Origin of the sequence: Thauera sp., from assembly GCF_034003485.1 — a bacterium.
Lineage (GTDB): Bacteria > Pseudomonadota > Gammaproteobacteria > Burkholderiales > Rhodocyclaceae > Thauera.
In genome coordinates, this window is the sequence record NZ_JAVEYL010000040.1 from 1 (window position 1) to 18074 (window position 18074).

Consider the following 18074-nt stretch of genomic DNA (forward strand, 5'->3'; position numbering starts at 1 on the left):
GCTCTGTGCTTCCTTCCTTCGTCTGAAAGGAAGGATTTTTCTTCAGCTTGTAGCGTTTGGTTACGACGTCGGCGCCGATCCGATGATCACAGATACGCACAGTTTGCAACTGGTTCCTGCGAGTATGGGGTAGATCAAGCAGTCGTGTCACCAGCCGCCATTTCGATCACGGCAATGGCAGCCGGGCGTTCACGTTCAAATTGTTCCGGTCTGGATGAGGCCGACTGACGTCTCGGATGGCGCGTGACATACGAGCGCTGTGACTCCTGCAGGGGCGACTCAACAGCCTGACCGGACGGCGAGCATCGGCCCTTCTCACGTATTCGTCATGTCAGCTTTGACACTGCGCACGCGACGGCACCCGACCCAGAAGAGACGTCCAGCACCTGAATGGCCCGAAGACAGTTTTCCGAGTCAAGCTGTCACCCCGAAAGGCAGCGTTGCGGAGCTGTGAACCTAAATCCGGCAGTTACCCCACTTCGTTTGCTGCCTGATCATGCAAACGGGGTGGGGTAACTGCCGGATTTAGGCTGATTGGACAGCGGCGGAACGCCCATCGCGTGCGTGGGTGGCACGTTCGGCTTGTCGTGGCTGTGATCAGCCGGGTTGTGACCGTGTTGGTGTGGGCTGCCCTCGTCCTCGAAGTCATCATGGCTATGACCATGATCGTTTTGATCCGTGGCCGCCCCAGTATGCGCGTGTGTAGTCGCACGCAAGGGTGCGTGCGACAGGGATGTTGCGCTCGAGAACGCGAACAGGGCATGCGAGAGCATCAGCAGCCCAACCAACACTCTCGCCAGCGCGCGGGCGATCCTTTTCGAGAAGATAGAGGTGGCCAGAAGAAAGGTCATGTCGGGTCGGGTTCGGGCAGGCGGGGAGCCTTTCGCGATCCGTGGCCGGTTTATACGGGAGTCGGATTCAATACGGCAATTCGGCAACACTCGGAAACGAGCGCGGGCAAAAGGGAGTTCCGGCACCTAGCGCCAGGTGGATGGATCGCCTGGTTCGGATGCCCCTCAGTGCAGCTTCACCTGCGGCTCGGTGCGCCGCGTCAGCGTGCGCGCCAGGGTGTCCAGGATGACCTTGGCCCAGCCGTGTAGCGCCAACTCGTGCATCTTGTAGAGCGAGGTGTACATCAGCTTGGCGTACCAGCCCTCGATGAACAGGTCGCCGCGCACCAGGCCGCCCATCATGTTGCCGACGGTGCTGAACTTGCCGAGCGAGACGAGCGAGCCGAGGTCGCGGTAGTGGTAGTCCTGCAGCGGCTTGCCGTCGAGGCGGCTGCGGATCTGCTTGAACAGGTGCGAGGCCTGCTGGTGCGCGGCCTGGGCGCGCGGCGGGACGAAGCCGTTCTTCTCCGGCCACGGGCAGGCGGCGCAGTCGCCCATGGCGAAGATGTCGGCATCGAGCGTGGTCTGCAGGGTCTGGCGTACCAGCAACTGGTTGAGGCGATTGGTTTCCAGGCCGTCGAGGCGGGTGAGGAATTCGGCGGCCTTGACGCCGGCTGCCCACACGGTCAGCTCTGCCGGCAGCATCGAGCCGTCGGCCAGGCGCACGCCGTCGGCGAGCACCTCCGCGACCTTGGCGCCGGTATGCACGTCGACGCCGAGCTTGCGCAGCAGGCGCCCGGTGGCGCGCGACAGGCGCTCGGGCAGGGCGGGCAGCACGCGCGGCCCGGCTTCGATCAGCACCACCTTGATGTCACGCTTCGCGTCGACCCGGTCGAGTCCGTAGGCCATGACCTGGCGCATGGTGTGGTGCAGCTCGGCCGACAGCTCGACGCCGGTCGCGCCGGCGCCGATGATCGCGACCTTGAGCTGTTCCGGGCGCAGCGGCGCCTGCTGCGCCTGTGCGCGCGCACAGGCATGCACCATGCGCGTGTGGAAGCGGCGCGCGTCGGCCGCGGTCTCGAGCTTGAGCGCATATTCGCGCACCCCGGGGGTGCCGAAGTCGTTGCTCTGGCTGCCCACCGCGATGACCAGGGTGTCGTATGGGAACGAGCGTGCCGGGGTGACTTCGCGCCCCTTGCGGTCGGCGAACGGCGCTACCTGGACCTCGCGCCGGATGCGGTCGATGCCGGTCATCTCGCCGATGCGGAAGCGGAAACCGTGCCGATGAGCATGGGCGAGATAGCCGACCTCGTGGTCGCCGATATCCATGCTGCCGGCTGCGATCTCGTGCAGCTTGGGCTTCCAGACGTAGCTTTGCTTGCGCTCGATCAGCGTGATCTCGGCCTTGCCCTGGCGCCCGAGCGTATCGCCCAGGCGGGTGGCAAGCTCGAGACCGCCGGCGCCACCGCCGACGATGACGATGCGGTGAGGGGCGCTGGTCTTGCTCTGATTCATCGGTTCATCATCCTGTGGTCGGGAGCAGGCGCAGTGAGGGGGCGCTGGCTGTGCGGTGCCCCGGCGCTCACATGCCCTGATAGATCGGCCCCTCGCCGCCCTGCGGCACCACCCAGTTGATGTTCTGGGTCGGATCCTTGATGTCGCAGGTCTTGCAGTGCACGCAGTTCTGGGCGTTGATCTGCAGGCGCGGTCCGGCCGCCTCTTGCACGATCTCGTACACCCCGGCCGGGCAGTAGCGCTGCTCGGGGGCGTCGTATTTCGCCAGGTTGATCGCGATCGGCACCGAAGCGTCTTTGAGCTGCAGATGGCAGGGCTGCTCTTCCTCGTGGTTGGTGTTGGACAGGAACACCGAGGACAGGCGATCGAAGGTGAGCACGCCATCGGGCTTGGGATAGGCAATCTTGGCGCACTCGGCCGCGGGCTTGAGCTGGTCGTGGTCGGACGTGTTGTGCAGCGTCCACGGCACCTTGCCCTTGAACAGCACCTGGTCGATGCCGAACAGCAGCGAACCCAGATACAGCCCCTTCTTCATGTAGGGCTTGAAGTTGCGCGTCTTGTGCAGCTCGGCATGCAGCCAGGAAGCCTGGAAGGCGGCCGGATAGGCCTCGAGCGCATCGCGCTCACGCGCCGCAGCCAGCGCCTCGAACGCCGCCTCGGCGGCGAGCATGCCGGACTTGATCGCGGCGTGGCTGCCCTTGATGCGCGCGGCGTTCAGGAAGCCCGCGTCGTCGCCGATCAGGCCGCCGCCCGGGAAGATCAGCCGCGGCAGGCTCTGCAGGCCGCCGGCGGCGATCGCGCGCGCGCCGTACTGCAGGCGCTTGCCGCCTTCGAGATATTTGCGGATCTCGGGGTGGGTCTTCCAGCGCTGCATCTCCTCGAACGGCGACAGGTGCGGGTTCTCGTAGTTGAGACCGACCACGAAGCCGACCGCGACCAGGTTGTCCTCGAGGTGATAGACGAAGCCGCCGCCGTAGGTGGCGCTGTCCATCGGCCAGCCGGCGGTGTGCACCACGAGGCCCGGGCGATGGTTCTCGGGCTTGACCTCCCACAGCTCCTTGATGCCGATGCCGTAGGTCTGGGGGTCGGCGCCTTCGCGCAGATTGAACCGTGCCTCGAGCTGCTTGCCGAGGTGGCCGCGACAGCCTTCGGCGAACAGGGTGTACTTGGCGTGCAGCTCCATGCCGGGCTGGTGGTGCGGACCCGGCGTGCCATCACGATTGAGCCCCATGTCGCCGGTGGCGACGCCCTTCACCGCGCCCGCCTCGTCGAACAGGATCTCGGCGCCGGCAAAGCCCGGGTAAACCTCCACACCGAGCGCCTCGGCCTGTTCGCCGAGCCACTTCACCAGATTGCCCAGGCGCACGATGTAATTGCCGTGGTTCACAAAGCAGTCGGGCAGCAGGCGGTTGGGGGCCTGGCGGGCGCCGGTCTCGGAGAGGAACAGCACCTTGTCCTCGGTGACCGCGGTGTTGAGCGGGGCGCCCTGTTCCTTCCAGTCGGGGAAGAGCTCGGTGAGCGCCTCCGGGTCCATCACCGCGCCCGAGAGGATGTGGGCGCCGATCTCGGCGGCCTTCTCGATCAGGCACACCGAGATCTCCTGACCCTTTGCCGCCGCCAGTTGCTTGAGCTTGATCGCAGCCGACAGCCCGGCCGGGCCGCCGCCGACGATCAGCACGTCGAACTCCATTGATTCGCGCATGGTTCGATACTCCTTTGGCGGGATCCTGACCTGGGCGATCATGACCCCTGATGCGAAGTCAAAAAAACGGCTCGGAAAGCACTGCTTTGCCGAGCCGGAACGGTTCGAGAGTCTCAGAGGGGAGGGAGATGAGATCTAACGAACCCGATGGAAACGAGAACGCGAGCTCCGATCAGGCAAGGATGGAAGTCAGTTCCGGCACCGCCTGGAACAGATCGCCCACGAGGCCGTAGTCGGCGACCTGGAAGATCGGGGCTTCCGGATCCTTGTTGATCGCCACGATCACCTTGGAATCCTTCATACCCGCCAGATGCTGGATCGCGCCCGAGATGCCGACCGCGATGTAGAGCTGCGGGGCGACGATCTTGCCGGTCTGGCCGACCTGGTAGTCGTTGGGGCAGTAGCCCGCATCGACCGCGGCGCGGCTGGCACCGAGCGCAGCGCCGAGCTTGTCGGCGAGCGGCTCGAGCAACTGGTGGTAGGCGTCGCCGCTGCCCAGGCCGCGACCGCCGGCGACGATGACCTTGGCGGCACCGAGCTCGGGGCGCGCGCTCTTGACGATCTCGCGGCCGGTCAGCGCGGTGACACCGAGATCGGCGCCCGCAGCGACGGCTTCCACCGGGGCGGCGTTGCCCTCGGCAGCAGCGGCGTCGAACGCCGTGGTGCGCACGGTGATGACCTTGATCGCATCGGCGCTCTTGACCGTGGCCAGCGCGTTGCCGGCGTAGATCGGGCGCACGAAGGTGTCGGGGCTTTCGATCGCGACGATCTCGCTGATCTGCGCCACGTCGAGCAGCGCGGCCACGCGCGGCAGCATGTTCTTGCCGGCCGGGGTCGCCGGGGCGAGCACATGGCTGTAACCGGCGGCCAGGCCCTTCACCAGTTCGGCAACGTTCTCGGCGGTCTGGGCTTCGTAGTGGGCAGCATCGCACACCAGCACCTTGGCCACACCGGCCACCTTGGCGGCCGCTTCGGCCACGCCAGCGCAGCCGGCACCGGCCACCAGCACGTGGACGTCGCCACCGAGCTTGCCAGCGGCGGCCACGGTGTTGAGCGTCGAGGCCTTGAGCGATTGGTTGTCGTGTTCAGCAATAACGAGAATGGCCATGTTCAGATCACCTTCGCAACGTTCTTGAGTTTGTCGACCAGTTGGGCCACGTCGGCCACGCGCTCACCGGCGCTGCGCTTGGGCGGCTCGGACACTTTCAGCGTGGTCAGGCGGGGCGTGACATCGACGCCGAGGTCGGCCGGCTTGACGGTGTCGAGCGGCTTCTTCTTGGCCTTCATGATGTTGGGCAGCGTGGCGTAGCGCGGCTCGTTCAGGCGCAGGTCGGTGGTGACCACCGCCGGCAGCTTGATCGACACGGTCTCGACGCCACCGTCGATTTCACGCGCCACCGCGGCCTTGCCATCGGCAAGGGTGATCTTCGAAGCAAAGGTCGCCTGCGCCCAGCCCGCCAGCGCAGCCAGCATCTGGCCGGTCTGGTTGGCATCGTCGTCGATGGCCTGCTTGCCGCAGATCACCAGATTCGGCTGTTCCTTGTCGCACACGGCCTTGAGCAGCTTGGCCACGGCCAGCGGCTGCAGCTCGACGTCGGTCTCGACCAGGACGGCGCGGTCGGCACCGATCGCCAGCGCCGCACGCAGCGTCTCCTGGCAGGCACCCACGCCGCAGCTCACCGCCACGACTTCGGTCACCACCCCGGCTTCCTTCAGACGCACCGCTTCTTCCACCGCGATCTCGTCGAAGGGGTTCATGCTCATCTTGACGTTGGCCAGATCCACGCCGCTGCCATCGGCCTTGACGCGAACCTTCACGTTGTAATCGACAACGCGTTTGACGGGTACGAGAATCTTCATGAGTCATCCTCCTTGTTATTGGCGCCGACTGGCGCGTCTATGGCGTGTTGTTTCGCCATGCATGCGATGCCCACTGAGTCGAGTTGCTCGATCCGGGGCCCGCGTTTGTCATTTCCAGATCTGCCGGCACCGGCTGTATCGGACCCGGCAGCCGCCCCCTTCCCAAGCTGTGCGGCTTGCAATCGGAAGGGGTTGAGCGAGCTGCCGGCTGTCCCTGTCTTCAGAAGGTCGCGCCGACGGCGAGGGCGAAGAAATCCCGGTCCTTCGCGAAGTTGTATCGACCGCCCCAGATCGGCGTCCAGGAGGCCTCGACGAAGAACCGTTTCTTCACGTCCGCCTGCAACGCAACGATCGCCAGACGCCGTCCCTCGATGAAGAGCGAGTCGTAGGACCAGCCCTTCACGTCATGGCCAAAGGTGATGGACGGCTTGAGATCCACGCCATCGAAGACATTGCCATATACGGAAGACGCCCTCAGGCGGTAGCCCCAGGACAGCGCCGAGGCGTAGCCGTCGTTGCTGCACTGCGCAGCCGACGCTCCAGGCAAGCACACGCCGTTGACCGGACCTTGCCCGTAGAGATCGGAGCGAACGTAGCGCCGCTCGCTCACGTCCGGCAGGTCGTGGATGTACTTCACGCCGACTTCGCCCGCCAGGGTGAAGTCGCCGCCCAGCACCTTGCCGAACGGCCTGGACGCACCGGCGCTGAATTGGCTCATCTTGAGGCGGTCGTAGCCGTGGTAGACACCGCCCGCCGGCGTCGCCGTCGCATCGGCCCGGAGCAGGCTCGGGGCGGTGTTCGACACGAATGCCGAGAGCAAATCTGCGGTCGCCAACTGGATGGTCTGGTTGGGGCGGTAGGTATATTCAGCGAAGACCCGGGTCTGGTCAGGCAGGCGCGTCTTGAAGTTCAGCCCCCAGACCTTCACGTCTTCCGGATATTCAACGAAGTACTGCACATTCTCGCCGTTGGGGTCGCCCGGAATGAGCGGGGCGGTCCCTGACGACTTGAGCACGCTGACCGCGAGCCGGCGGCTGTGATAGTTGGCGAAATAGGCGCCGAACTGCCCCAGGTTCTCGGCAAGATAAGTCACGCCGACGCCATATTGGCCGCCGTCCGAAGGATCCCCGTCCGCCCCGCGCTTGACGACCAGCCCAAGCTCCTCGGCTTGTGCATCGCTGACCGTCACAGGCGCGACGAAGACCTGGTTGCAGCCCGCAGTCGCGTAGTCGACGAATGCACCGAAGGTGCCGCAGCCCGCCAGTTCGCTGGGGCGGAAGCCGAACTGGTAGAACGCCTCGACATTGGTGTTCTTGTTCAGGCCCAGCCTGGCGAAGACCGCCGGAATCGGAATCCGGGTCTCCTCGGGAACCGCGCCGGCGCGCAGGCGCGCGGGATTGTCGATCGGGTTGATCTGCTCCAGACCGCCCAGAATCGTACCTGGGGAGCCCCAGTCGATGGTCTGATAGCCGATGCGGGTGAGCAGGGATTTGCCGTCCAGGTCGAAGTTGCCGTAGACGTTGGCCCTCAGGTCGGCCCCCGAGAAACGTCCGAGGCGACTAAAGCCCTTGTCGCTAAGGTTCTTGTCGGGCGCGTAGCCGTTGGCCGCATTGCCGTGCGGGACGCTGTCATCTTCAAGGTCGAAGTCGTGCCAGGCCTTGACGCGCACGAACATCCCCAGGTTCCGGTACTTCAGGTCGGCATCGAGCACGGCCTTGAGCACGGTCGAGGTATGGTCGCCACGCCCGTAATTCAGTTCGCCGTCGTCATTGTTGGTGCCGCCCCTCGCCGTACCGTTGACGCCCACTGCTACGCCGTTGCCGTACGGAACCAGCTCGGGATTACGGTCATCCGCGCGGATGATGGTGCCGTAGGTCATCGTCCCCTTGGTGCGGACCGTCACCTCGCCGAACTGGAATTCCTTCGGCTTCGCGACGCCGGGCCCTCCGGCGGTCAGCTCAGCCGCCTGTACCGCGCCCATGAGGCACGTATGTGCAAGCACGGCAGTCCCCAGGATGCGAATCGACGACGCGCGCCACTGGCCGCGAACGCCGCTTGCAGTCGTCGTGCTCGCCCGCGCCGCCCCTTGCGCAACGGCACGGATTGCCTGCGCTGCAGGGTCTCGATCAGCAGGGGTACAGCCATGGCACCTGGCTCGATCGGGGGCCTTGTCGATGAACGTTTCCTTCACGTCTTGCTCCTTTGGTCGATATCGCCTGAATGGGCGGTGTTGTTTTGAGGTTTTCTTGCAATGCGAGCGTCGATTCGACCGCTCGAGCGCCCCCGTGCAGGGGCATGGGAATGGGAATAGGGATGGGGATGGGTTTTCCGGGATCAGCCGCGCAGGAAAAGACCCCATCCGGCACATGTGCCGGATGGGCAAATCGCCAACAGAGGGAGAGAGGGAGCTCCGCTGGTCGAAACCGGCCTGTTACCTCGCGGACGGGCTCTGTCTCATTCGAACAGCACGTCGCCAAAGCCCCGGATCGCCGCGTCGCCGGCCATCGCCACCTTGCTCCAGGCCTCGGCCTGCGCCAGCAGTTGGTCAGCGTAGAAGCCGGCGGTGGCGATCTTGCTGCGATAGAACCGCTGGTCGCCGGCTTCGCTGTCCAGGTAGCCGGCGGCGGCCAAGGCCGCCCTGCCCATCATCCAGCCGCCGCAGACGAGGACGGCTAGGTTGAGGTACGGCAGGGCCGCGGTCAGCACGGCCGCAACGTCCGACCTGACAGTGCCCAGTACCCACTCCGTGGCGTCGGACCAGGCCTGTTTCGCGCCCAGCAGTTGCGCGCCGATGGCACGCAGTTCGGGCCGGTCGGAAGCCAGCAGCGCGTCGGCCGTGCCCTGCACCTCGGAGAGGACGGCCTGGGCGGTGGCGCCCTGGTCGCGCATCAGCTTGCGGAAGATCAGGTCGTTGGCCTGGATGCCGGTGGTGCCTTCGTAGATCGTCGTGATGCGCGAATCGCGCCAGTGCTGCGCGGCGCCGGTCTCCTCGATGAAGCCCATGCCGCCGTGCACCTGGATGCCGAGCGAAGTCACCTCGACCGCCATCTCCGTGCCGCCACCCTTGACCACGGGAATCAGCAGTTCGGCCAGGAACAGGTCGCGCTTCTTCTGCTCGGGATCGGTGCCGGCGTGCGCACGGTCGAGCAGCCCGGCGGTGAAGTAGGTGACCGCGCGGCAGGCTTCGACGCGCGACTTCATCAGCATCAGCATGCGGCGCACGTCCGGATGCTTGTCGATCGTGACCAGCGCTTCGCCGGTCACGGCGTCCCGCCCCTGCTTGCGTTCGCGGGCATAGCCGAGCGCCTGCTGGTAGGCGCGCTCGCCGAGGGCGACCCCCTGCAGACCGACGCCCATGCGCGCCTCGTTCATCATGATGAACATGTACTCGAGGCCGCGATTCGCCTCACCCAGCAGATAGCCGACGGCGCCGCCTTTGTCACCGAAGGCCATGACGCAGGTCGGGCTGGCGTGGATGCCGAGCTTGTGCTCGATCGACACGCAGTAGGCGTCGTTGCGCTCGCCGAGCGAACCATCGGCATTGACCAGGAACTTCGGCACCAGGAAGAGCGAGATGCCCCTCACGCCCGCCGGGGCGTCCGGCAGGCGGGCGAGGACGAGATGGACGATGTTGTCCGTCATGTCGTGGTCGCCATAGGTGATGAAGATCTTCTGGCCGAAGACGCGGTAGCTGCCGTCTGCCTGCGGCTCGGCGCGGCTGCGGATCAGGGCCAGGTCGGAACCCGCATTCGGCTCCGTCAGGTTCATCGTGCCGGTCCATTCGCCGGAGATCATCTTCTCCAGGTAGATGGCCTTGAGTTCGTCGCTGGCGCAGGTCAGCAGCGCAGCCACGGCGCCGGCGGTCAGCAGCGGCCCGAGCGAGAAGGACAGGTTGGCGGCCGAGGCCATCTCCTTGACCGCGATGCCGATGGTTTCCGGCAGGCCCTGCCCGCCGTGCGCCGTCGGCGAGGCGAGGCCGTTCCAGCCGGCGTCGCAGAAGGCCTTGTAGGCCTCCTTCCAGCCGTCGGCGGTGACGACGCCGTCAGGCCCGAGCTTGCAGCCCTGCGTGTCGCCGATCCAGTTGAGCGGGGCCAGCACGCCGCTGGCGAACTTGGCCGCCTCCTCGAGGATGGCGTCCGCCATGTCGGGCGTGGCTTCTTCGTAGCCGGGAAGCGCGGCGATGGCGTCAAGACCGACGATCTCGTCCATCACGAAGCGCATGTCCTTCACGGGGGCGATGTAATCACTCATGGTGTTCTCTCTTTCGATCTGTTCGTTCAGATGCTTTCGAAGATGCCGGCGGCACCCATGCCCGTGCCGATGCACATGCTGACCATCCCGTACTTGCCGCCGGTGCGGCGCATGCCGTGCAGCAGCGTCGCCGTGCGGATGGCGCCGGTGGCACCGAGCGGGTGGCCGAGCGCGATCGCGCCGCCCAGCGGGTTGATCTTCGACGGGTCGAGGTCGAGTTCCTTGATCACGGCCAGCGCCTGCGCTGCGAAGGCTTCGTTCAGCTCGATCCAGTCCAGGTCTTCCTTGCGGATGCCGGCTTGCTGCAGCACCTTGGGGATCGCGACGATCGGACCGACGCCCATGATCTCCGGCGCCACCCCGCCGACGGCAAAGCCGGCAAAGCGGGCGAGCGGGGTCAGGTTGTGTTCCTTCAGGACCTTCTCCGAGACCAGCATCACAGCGCCGGCGCCATCGGACATCTGCGAGGCGTTGCCCGCGGTGACCGAGCCCTTGGCATGGAAGACCGGGCGCAGCCTGGCGAGCTTCTCGACGGAGATGTCCGGGCGTGCGCCCTCGTCGTCGGTCGGCGTGCGCTCGCGCTGGCGGATTTCGCCGCTTGCCAGATCGGGCTTGTAGTCGCGCACGGTGAAGGGCGAGGTCTCGGCCCTGAAATGGCCGGCAGCGATCGCGGCGCAGGCCTTGCGGTGGGATGCTTCGGCAAAGACATCCTGCGCCTCGCGGCCGATGCCCCACTGCTGCGCCACCTTCTCGGCGGTCAGGCCCATGCCATAGGCAATGCCGATGTTTTCATCGGAGAACCAGGCGGGGTTGGCCGCCACCTTGTTGCCCATGATGTTGGACATCGCGGTCATCGACTCCGTACCGGCGGCGATCATCACATCGGCCAGGCCCAGACGGATCTGATTGGCGGCGTCGGCCACGGCCTGCAGGCCGGAGGAGCAGAAGCGGTTGATGGTGATGCCCGGGACGGTGTTCGGCAGACCGGCGAGCAGCGCGCCGATGCGGGCCACGTTCATGCCCTGCTCGGCTTCGGGGATGGCGCAGCCGACGATGACGTCGCCGATGCGGGCCGGGTCGACGCCCGGTGCCTGCGCGACCACGGCGCGGATGGCGTGGGCCAGCATGTCGTCCGGCCGCGCATTCCTGAACATGCCGTTGCGCTTGCCCACCGGCAGGCGGGTCGCGGCGACGATGTAGGCTTCCTGAATCTGTTTGCTCATTATGGTGTTCTCCTGGGCCGGATCAGTTGCGGAGCGGCTTGCCGGTCTCGAGCATGTGCTGGATCCGGGCCTGGGTTTGGGGGTTCTTCAGCAGCTCGACGAACAGGCGGCGCTCGACCGTGAGCAGCCAGGCCTCATCGACCAGACTGCCGCTGTCGACTTCACCACCGCACAGCGCAACCGCCGCGGCACGGGCAACCTGGTAGTCGTACGCGGAGATCATGCCGCCGTCACGCATGTTGACCAGCGTCATCTCCAGGGTCGCGATGCCGCCGCGCCCGGCCACCGGCACGGCACGCGCCGTGGCGGGGGGCGCATAGCCGGATTCGGCCAGCGCACGAGCTTCGCGGATCGCCACGTAGAGCAGCTCGTCGGGATGGAACAGCACGGTATCGGTCGCGCGGGCGAAGCCGTAGCCCACCGCCTCCGCGGCGCTCTTCGAGACCTTGGCCGTGGCGATGTTCATGAACACCGGTTGCAGGAAGGCCATCAGCTCGGCCGGGGTCGAGGTCCGCCCCGCCCATTCCGCCGCCTGCAGCGCAAACTCCTTGCAGCCGCCGCCGGCCGGGATCAGGCCGACGCCCGCTTCGACCAGGCCCATGTAGCTCTCCAGCGCCAGCACGCGGCGCGTTGCCTGCATGGCGAACTCGCAGCCGCCGCCCAGCGCCATGCCCTGTACCGCCGCCACCACCGGCACCGCCGCATACTTCAGCGCCTGACCGGCCTGCTGGAAGGCGGCGACATAGCTGTCGAGCTTGGCAAAATCGCCGGCCGCACACCCCTCGGCCACCTGGGCCAGGTTGGCGCCGACGGCGAACGGCGGCTGGTGCCAGATGACCAGGCCGGACAGGCTCTGCTCGGCCTGGCGCACCGCTGCCACCACACCCTCCACCACTTCGCTGCCGATGGCGTGCATCTTGGACTTGAAGGAGAGGATGCCGATGCCGGCGTCGACCGCCGGCAGACGCCACAGACGGACACCGTCGTTCTCGAACAGCGTCTCGCCGGACTGCTCGGGCGACAGCGAACCGTCGCCGAGGACGGCTTCCTGGAAAAGCTGGCGCTGGTACACCGGCAGCGCGGAGCGCGGCATATAGGCCTTGCGGCGCGGCGACCACGAGCCCTGCGGCGTGTGCACACCCTCGCGATCTTCCAGCACCCAGGCCGGCAGCGGCGTATCGCTCATCGTCTCGCCGGCGGCGATGTCGGCGGCGATCGCCCGGGCGATGTCCGCCCAGCCGGCGGACTGCCAGATCTCGAACGGCCCCTGCGCCCAGCCAAAACCCCAGCGCATCGCGAGATCCACATCGCGGGCATTGTCGGCGATGGATTCGAGCTGCACGGCGGCATAGTGGAAGACGTCGCGGAAGATCGCCCACAGGAACTTCGCCTGCGGGTCCTTCGAGGCACGCAGTGCGGCGAAGCGGCTGGCCGGGTTCCTGTCCTTGAGGATGCCCGCCACCTCGGCGCTGAGTTCGCCGGTCGAGGGGCGGAAATCCTGCAGGCCGAGGTCCAGCACGTGGACTTCCTTGCCGACCCTGCGGAAGATGCCGCCCTTGGTCTTCTGGCCCAGGGCCCCCTGCGCGATCAACTGTTCCAGCCAGGCCGGCACATTGAAATGCGCATGCCATGGATCGTCGGGCAGCGTGCCGTGCATGTTGCGCACGACGTGGGCCAGCGTATCCAGGCCGACGACGTCCGCCGTGCGGTAGGTGGCGCTCTTCGGGCGGCCGATCTTCGGCCCGGTCAGGGCGTCGACCACATCGAAGCCAAGCTCGAAGCGCCGGGTGTGATGCATCACCGCCAGGATCGAGAGAACGCCGATACGGTTGGCGACGAAGTTGGGCGTGTCGAGGGCGCGGATCACACCCTTGCCGAGGCGCGAGGTCAGCCAGGTCTCGAGCCCGTCGAGCGTGCCCGCATCGGTCGTGCGGGTGGCGATGATCTCGACCAGGCGCATGTAGCGCGGCGGGTTGAAGAAGTGGATGCCGCAGAAGCGCGGACGCACATCGGCCGGGAGCGCCTGCGACAGCGCGTCGATCGACAGTCCGGAGGTGTTGGAAGCGATGATGGCATTGGCCGCAATGTGCGGCACGATCTTGCCGTACAGGTCGTTCTTCCAGTCCATGCGCTCGGCGATCGCCTCGATGATCAACTCGCAGCCGGCCAACTGGGCCAGATGTTCGTCGTAGTTGGCGGCCGAGATCAGCTTCAGCGCCGCCTTGTTCGCCAGCGGCGCCGGTTCGAGCTTCTTCAGGCCGTCGATGGCCTTCTTGACGATGCCGTTCTTGTCGCCTTCCTTCGCGGGCAGGTCGAAGAGGACGACCGGCACGCCGGCATTGGCGAGATGCGCCGCGATCTGCGCGCCCATGACCCCGGCGCCGAGTACGGCGGCTTTCTTGATTTGCAGTCTTTTCACGCGATTGACTCCTGGTTTGCGATGGCCGTCAGGCCAGATGTTCGCGAATGGCTTTCTTGTTGATCTTGCCGACGCTGGTGCGCGCCAGCTCCTCCACGAAACGGATCTCGTCGGGCACCGCGTAGCGCGAGATGTGGCCGGCTTCGGCGGATTTCGCGACGGTGGCCTTGATCTCGTCGGCCGTGGCCGTCTGCCCCGGCTTGAGGACAACCATCGCCAGCGGACGCTCGCCCCACTTGTCGTCCTTCACCCCGACCACGGCGACCTCGCTGACCGCCGGGTGCTGGGAGATGATGTTCTCGAGCTCGAGCGAGGACACCCACTCGCCGCCGGTCTTGATCACGTCCTTCAGGCGGTCGGTCACCTGCAGGCAGCCGGCCGGGTCGATGACTCCGATGTCGCCGGTATGGAGGTAGCCACCCGCCCACAGCTCGTCCGATGCGGACGGGTTGTGCAGGTAGCCCATGGTCAGCCACGGCGCGCGGACGACGATCTCGCCGGAGCTCTTGCCGTCACGGGGCGTGTCGAGGAGGTCGCCGTCGACGGTGTGGAGATCGACCAGCGGCACCGGATAGCCGGTGCGGATGCGCTGGTCGGCCTGGCCGTCCAGATCCTCGGCCGGGAGGTCGCCGGGCACGCGGGCGACGGTCAGGATCGGGCAGGTTTCCGACATGCCGTATCCGCAGAAAACGTCGATACCGCGCTCCAGCGCCGCGGTGGCGAGCCCTTTGGGAAACGCCGAACCGCCGATGATCACCTTCCAGCCCTTGAGATCGACCGCCTTCGCCTCGGCGTTGGTCAGCAGCATCTGCAGGATGGTCGGCACGCAGTGCGAGAAGGTCACCTTCTCGTCGTGGATGTAGCGGGCCAGCGTCTCGGGCGCATAGCGGCCGGGATAGACCTGCTTGAGGCCGAGCAGCGTCGCGATGTAGGGCACGCCCCACGCGTGGACGTGGAACATCGGGGTGATTGGCATGTACACGTCGCCACGGTGCAGACGGCCGTGGCCCTCTGCGGTGCCCAGATGCGTGGCGACCGCCAGCGTGTGCAGCACCAGTTGGCGGTGGCTGAAATAGACGCCCTTCGGCAGCCCGGTCGTACCGGTCGTGTAGAAGGTCGTCGCCCGCGTGTTCTCGTCGAAGTCGGGGAAGTCGTACTCGCTCGACGCCTTCGCCAGCAAGGCCTCGTACTCGCCGACAAAGGGAATCTGCCACATGGCCATGTCGTTGCCGGTATCGGAGATCAGCACGAAGCGCTTCACCGTCTCCAGCTGGCCCTTGATGCCCGCCAGCACCGGCATGAAATCGGCGTTGACCAGGACGATGTCGGCACCGGCGTGATTCAGCGTGTACAGGATCTGCTCTGGCGACAGGCGCACATTCACCGTCTGCAGCACCGCACCCATCATCGGCACGGCGAAGAAGCATTCGAGATAGCGGTGGCTGTCCCAATCCATCACCGCGACGGTATCGCCCGGGCCGATCCCGGCATCGCGCAGTGCATTGGCCAGGCGACGGATCCGGGCGGCCAGGTCGCGGTAGGTCTGGCGGTGACTGTCGCGGTAGACGATCTCCTGATCGGCGGCGGTCGCCAGCGGTGTATGCAGAAGTTGCTTGATCAGCAGCGGGTAGGCGTAAGCCGAAGCTGCGGCTTGGATGGATTCGGTGGGCACGAGCGAGGTCTCCGGAAAATTTTCTCTCTTCTTGCGCGCCGGCTTGGGCCAACCAACACCTTCCGCCATGCGCCTTTCGCCTGAACCCGGCTTCCCCCATCGACACAAGACTGCAGGGGCTGCCGGACGATCTGGCAATCCAATCCACTTATGCGTGGATTTCAGGAGCGATTCTAAGAACGAGCGCTTCCGATGTCGATTGCGACTTGCGCCGAAACACTTGCATAATCGGCCATTATTGCGATGCAAAGCGCCGCACCATGGCCCCGACCGAAATCACTGCCGGCACGATCCCGATGTCCTTCGTGCTGAATCTGTTGAACGGCACGCCGCTCGATCCGGCGGGGCAAGCGGAAGCGCTGGCGAAGGCGGGTATCGCTCCGGTCCTCCTTGACGCGGAAACGGCCAGGGTGACCACCGAACAGTTCGCCACGCTCTACCGGCAACTGGCCAACCAACTGGATGACGAACTGCCGGGAATGTTTTCGCGGCCCGTGCATTCGGGCTCGTTGAAGTTTCTCTGCCTCAGCCTGCTGGACTCGGCGACGCTGCAGACCGCCCTGTTCCGACTCAGTCGCTTCTTTCATCTGCTACTGGATGACTTCCGCATCGAACTTTCCCGCGAAGGCAGTCTCGTCCGGATGGCCCTGATTCCGCGGATGCCGCAGGCCGCGGCGAATACCTTCGGACAGGAGATCTTGCTCAAGCTGATCCACGGCGTGGCCTCCTGGCTCACCGGGCACCGCATGACCCTGGCGCGCGTCGATTGCAGTTATCGGCGCCCGAGCCACGCGTCGGAATATGGTTTTCTCTATCCCGGCCCGGTGTTTTTCGAGCAAGCGGTTTCAGCCCTCTACTTCGAGGCCGCCCAGTTGGCCACGCCGATCCGCCAGGATCGGCGCTCGCTCGCCCGTTTCCTCGCCCGAGCCCCCGGCGACTGGCTGTTCGTCGCCTTCGAGCAGCACCCGACCAGGCAGAAGGTCCGCGAGCATTTGCGTCCGCGCCTCAGCCTCCCGACCACCGCCGGGCAGACCGCGAGCGCGCTGCACCTGTCCGTGCGCACGCTGACCCGCCGGCTGGCTGCGGAAGGCACCACCTTCCAGGCGATCAAGGATGAACTCCGCAGGGACGCGACGATTCAGTTGTTGACGAAAACCAAGACCCCGATCGCCGTCATTGGCCAGGAAATGGGCTTCGAGGACCCCAACGCCTTTCATCGCGCGTTCCGGAAATGGACCGGCAGCACGCCAGGCGCCTATCGCCCCAAGTGAGGTTCGCCAGCAGGTCACCAAGGGGCCGATCCATGCCTTGCAGGTGGCCGGTCGCGTTAGAACTCGCCATCGTTCGCCCGCAGCACCCGCTGGGCACGGCGCCGATGGAAGCGTTGCGGGTGCTTTGGCGCGGATCGGGAGAGGGTCATTGCACTCAATTGTGATTGCGCGCACGACCCGTGAGCGCGGCGCGCATTACGTGCTGTGCGTGAAGGAGAACCGTTCGGACCTGCATGACTCGATCCTGTTTGCCGCCATCGACCCTTGAGGCCCGCCGACGCCGAGCGCACTGCCCGGGCCGCGCGCGGTCTGAACTCGATGCCGCCACCCTTACTGATTTGACTACGGTTCACCCAAGTGCTTCCGTGCGTGGATTCTGAGTTGATCGCGTCGATCGGATGGCCGGTTTCTGGGCAGAGCGGCCACCCGAACGGCCGTTCTGCCTGCGAGCTGAACGGCGGGTCGTGGCCGCCTGCCGCCGACCGCGGTCTGGCTCGAAAGCAGTCTGTCAACGCGCCGTTTCATTGTTGCCATGATCATCTCTTAATCGCGCACAGGCGGCCACAGGCGGGCAGTATGAACCAGCGTCAGTATCCACACCGTTTCGCCGTCGATCTGATACACCAGGCGATAGCTTTCGTGCGGGATCAACTCGCGGGTCCCGGGAATCTTTCCCGGCTTGCCCAGCATGGGGTGCTGGATCAAGCGGGCGGCCGCGTCGCTGAAAATCTCATCCATCCGGGCCGCCGCGCGCGGATTGTCGGCTGCGATGTAGTCCCACACATCGGCACGGTCTTGCTGCGCTTCGGGCGTCCAGACAACTCTCACGACTGCCTCGCCACACTGGCACGCCGTGCGGCGAATTCGGCCTCAACTTCATCGTTCGACCGCCCCAATCCAGCGCGCATCGAAGCCCGGCCGGCTTCGACCTTGCGGCGCAGGAACTCGTCGTACTCGCGCGACTCGCGCTGGCGCTGAACGAACTCGCGCATCAGCTCGCGCAGCACTTGTGACGCCGGGCGATGGGCCGCCTCGGCTTCGGCCATAAACTCGGCGCGCAACTCAGGCTCCAGCTTCATCGTGAAAACGGCTTGTTTTGACATGATCGGGGCCTCCTGCCACTTGATACTAACAAAGTATATACGCCGTCATTACTAAGCGCTATTCACAGAACGCTGCAAGGCGGGCGTGCGCTAGGCCAAGGCCTGTCGGAAAACATTTGATTGTCGACAGATCTTCAACAGCCCTCTGCACCAAGCTCCGAGTGGCCGCAAAATTGTGCGGAAAACTGTGTCGCCAGACGCTACCATGCGGAAACCGCGTCTTGATGG

At 65.8% G+C, this 18074-nt stretch carries 13 protein-coding genes; 1 reads left to right on the plus strand and 12 read right to left on the minus strand.

The window, feature by feature from the left end; all coding sequences use genetic code 11:
- Nucleotides 1-494: 494 nt before the first annotated feature.
- The 10 genes from RBT54_RS16380 to RBT54_RS16425 all read right to left on the minus strand — a co-directional run bounded on the left by RBT54_RS16380 (nt 495) and on the right by RBT54_RS16425 (nt 15472).
- A complete protein-coding gene (locus RBT54_RS16380; protein WP_082047670.1) occupies nt 495-851 on the minus strand; it encodes a hypothetical protein in 357 nt (118 codons plus the stop codon).
- A 165-nt stretch (nt 852-1016) separates the two neighbouring features.
- Nucleotides 1017-2345 carry an NAD(P)/FAD-dependent oxidoreductase gene (locus RBT54_RS16385; RefSeq protein WP_043741549.1) on the minus strand — a complete coding sequence of 443 codons (1329 nt, stop codon included), beginning with the start codon at nt 2343-2345 and terminating at the stop codon, nt 1017-1019.
- Nucleotides 2346-2412: 67 nt separating this feature from the next.
- Nucleotides 2413-4047 carry an electron transfer flavoprotein-ubiquinone oxidoreductase gene (locus tag RBT54_RS16390; RefSeq protein WP_320368125.1) on the minus strand — a complete coding sequence of 545 codons (1635 nt, stop codon included), beginning with the start codon at nt 4045-4047 and terminating at the stop codon, nt 2413-2415.
- Nucleotides 4048-4219: 172 nt separating this feature from the next.
- Nucleotides 4220-5155: an electron transfer flavoprotein subunit alpha/FixB family protein gene (locus tag RBT54_RS16395; RefSeq protein WP_276659064.1), complete on the minus strand. Its 936-nt coding sequence runs from the start codon at nt 5153-5155 to the stop codon at nt 4220-4222.
- Between the two features lie 2 nt (nt 5156-5157).
- Complete coding sequence (locus RBT54_RS16400) at nt 5158-5907, minus strand: electron transfer flavoprotein subunit beta/FixA family protein (protein WP_043741560.1); 750 nt, start codon at nt 5905-5907, stop codon at nt 5158-5160.
- A gap of 220 nt (nt 5908-6127) precedes the next feature.
- On the minus strand, nt 6128-8098 hold the full coding sequence (locus tag RBT54_RS16405; RefSeq protein WP_197068716.1) for a DUF1302 domain-containing protein: 1971 nt from the start codon (nt 8096-8098) through the stop codon (nt 6128-6130).
- Nucleotides 8099-8361: 263 nt separating this feature from the next.
- Nucleotides 8362-10158 carry an acyl-CoA dehydrogenase gene (locus RBT54_RS16410; protein ID WP_043741563.1) on the minus strand — a complete coding sequence of 599 codons (1797 nt, stop codon included), beginning with the start codon at nt 10156-10158 and terminating at the stop codon, nt 8362-8364.
- 26 nt (nt 10159-10184) lie between these two features.
- Nucleotides 10185-11381: an acetyl-CoA C-acyltransferase gene (locus RBT54_RS16415; protein WP_043741565.1), complete on the minus strand. Its 1197-nt coding sequence runs from the start codon at nt 11379-11381 to the stop codon at nt 10185-10187.
- Between the two features lie 22 nt (nt 11382-11403).
- A complete protein-coding gene (locus RBT54_RS16420) occupies nt 11404-13800 on the minus strand; it encodes a 3-hydroxyacyl-CoA dehydrogenase/enoyl-CoA hydratase family protein (protein WP_320368126.1) in 2397 nt (798 codons plus the stop codon).
- Between the two features lie 28 nt (nt 13801-13828).
- On the minus strand, nt 13829-15472 hold the full coding sequence (locus RBT54_RS16425) for a fatty acid--CoA ligase (protein ID WP_320368127.1): 1644 nt from the start codon (nt 15470-15472) through the stop codon (nt 13829-13831).
- A gap of 260 nt (nt 15473-15732) precedes the next feature.
- Between RBT54_RS16425 and RBT54_RS16430 the strand changes: the two genes are divergently transcribed.
- The gene (locus RBT54_RS16430) at nt 15733-16743 is read left to right on the plus strand and encodes an AraC family transcriptional regulator (RefSeq protein WP_273422476.1); all 1011 of its coding nucleotides are present in this window, start codon (nt 15733-15735) and stop codon (nt 16741-16743) included.
- Between the two features lie 543 nt (nt 16744-17286).
- Here the strand turns inward: RBT54_RS16430 and RBT54_RS16435 are convergent.
- Entirely contained in the window at nt 17287-17571 is a 285-nt protein-coding gene (locus RBT54_RS16435; protein WP_011342942.1) for a type II toxin-antitoxin system mRNA interferase toxin, RelE/StbE family, read from the minus strand.
- The gene (locus RBT54_RS16440) at nt 17568-17846 is read right to left on the minus strand and encodes a hypothetical protein (RefSeq protein WP_013124623.1); all 279 of its coding nucleotides are present in this window, start codon (nt 17844-17846) and stop codon (nt 17568-17570) included. The genes RBT54_RS16435 and RBT54_RS16440 overlap by 4 nt, the downstream gene beginning before the upstream one ends.
- Between the last annotated feature and the right edge of the window lie 228 nt (nt 17847-18074).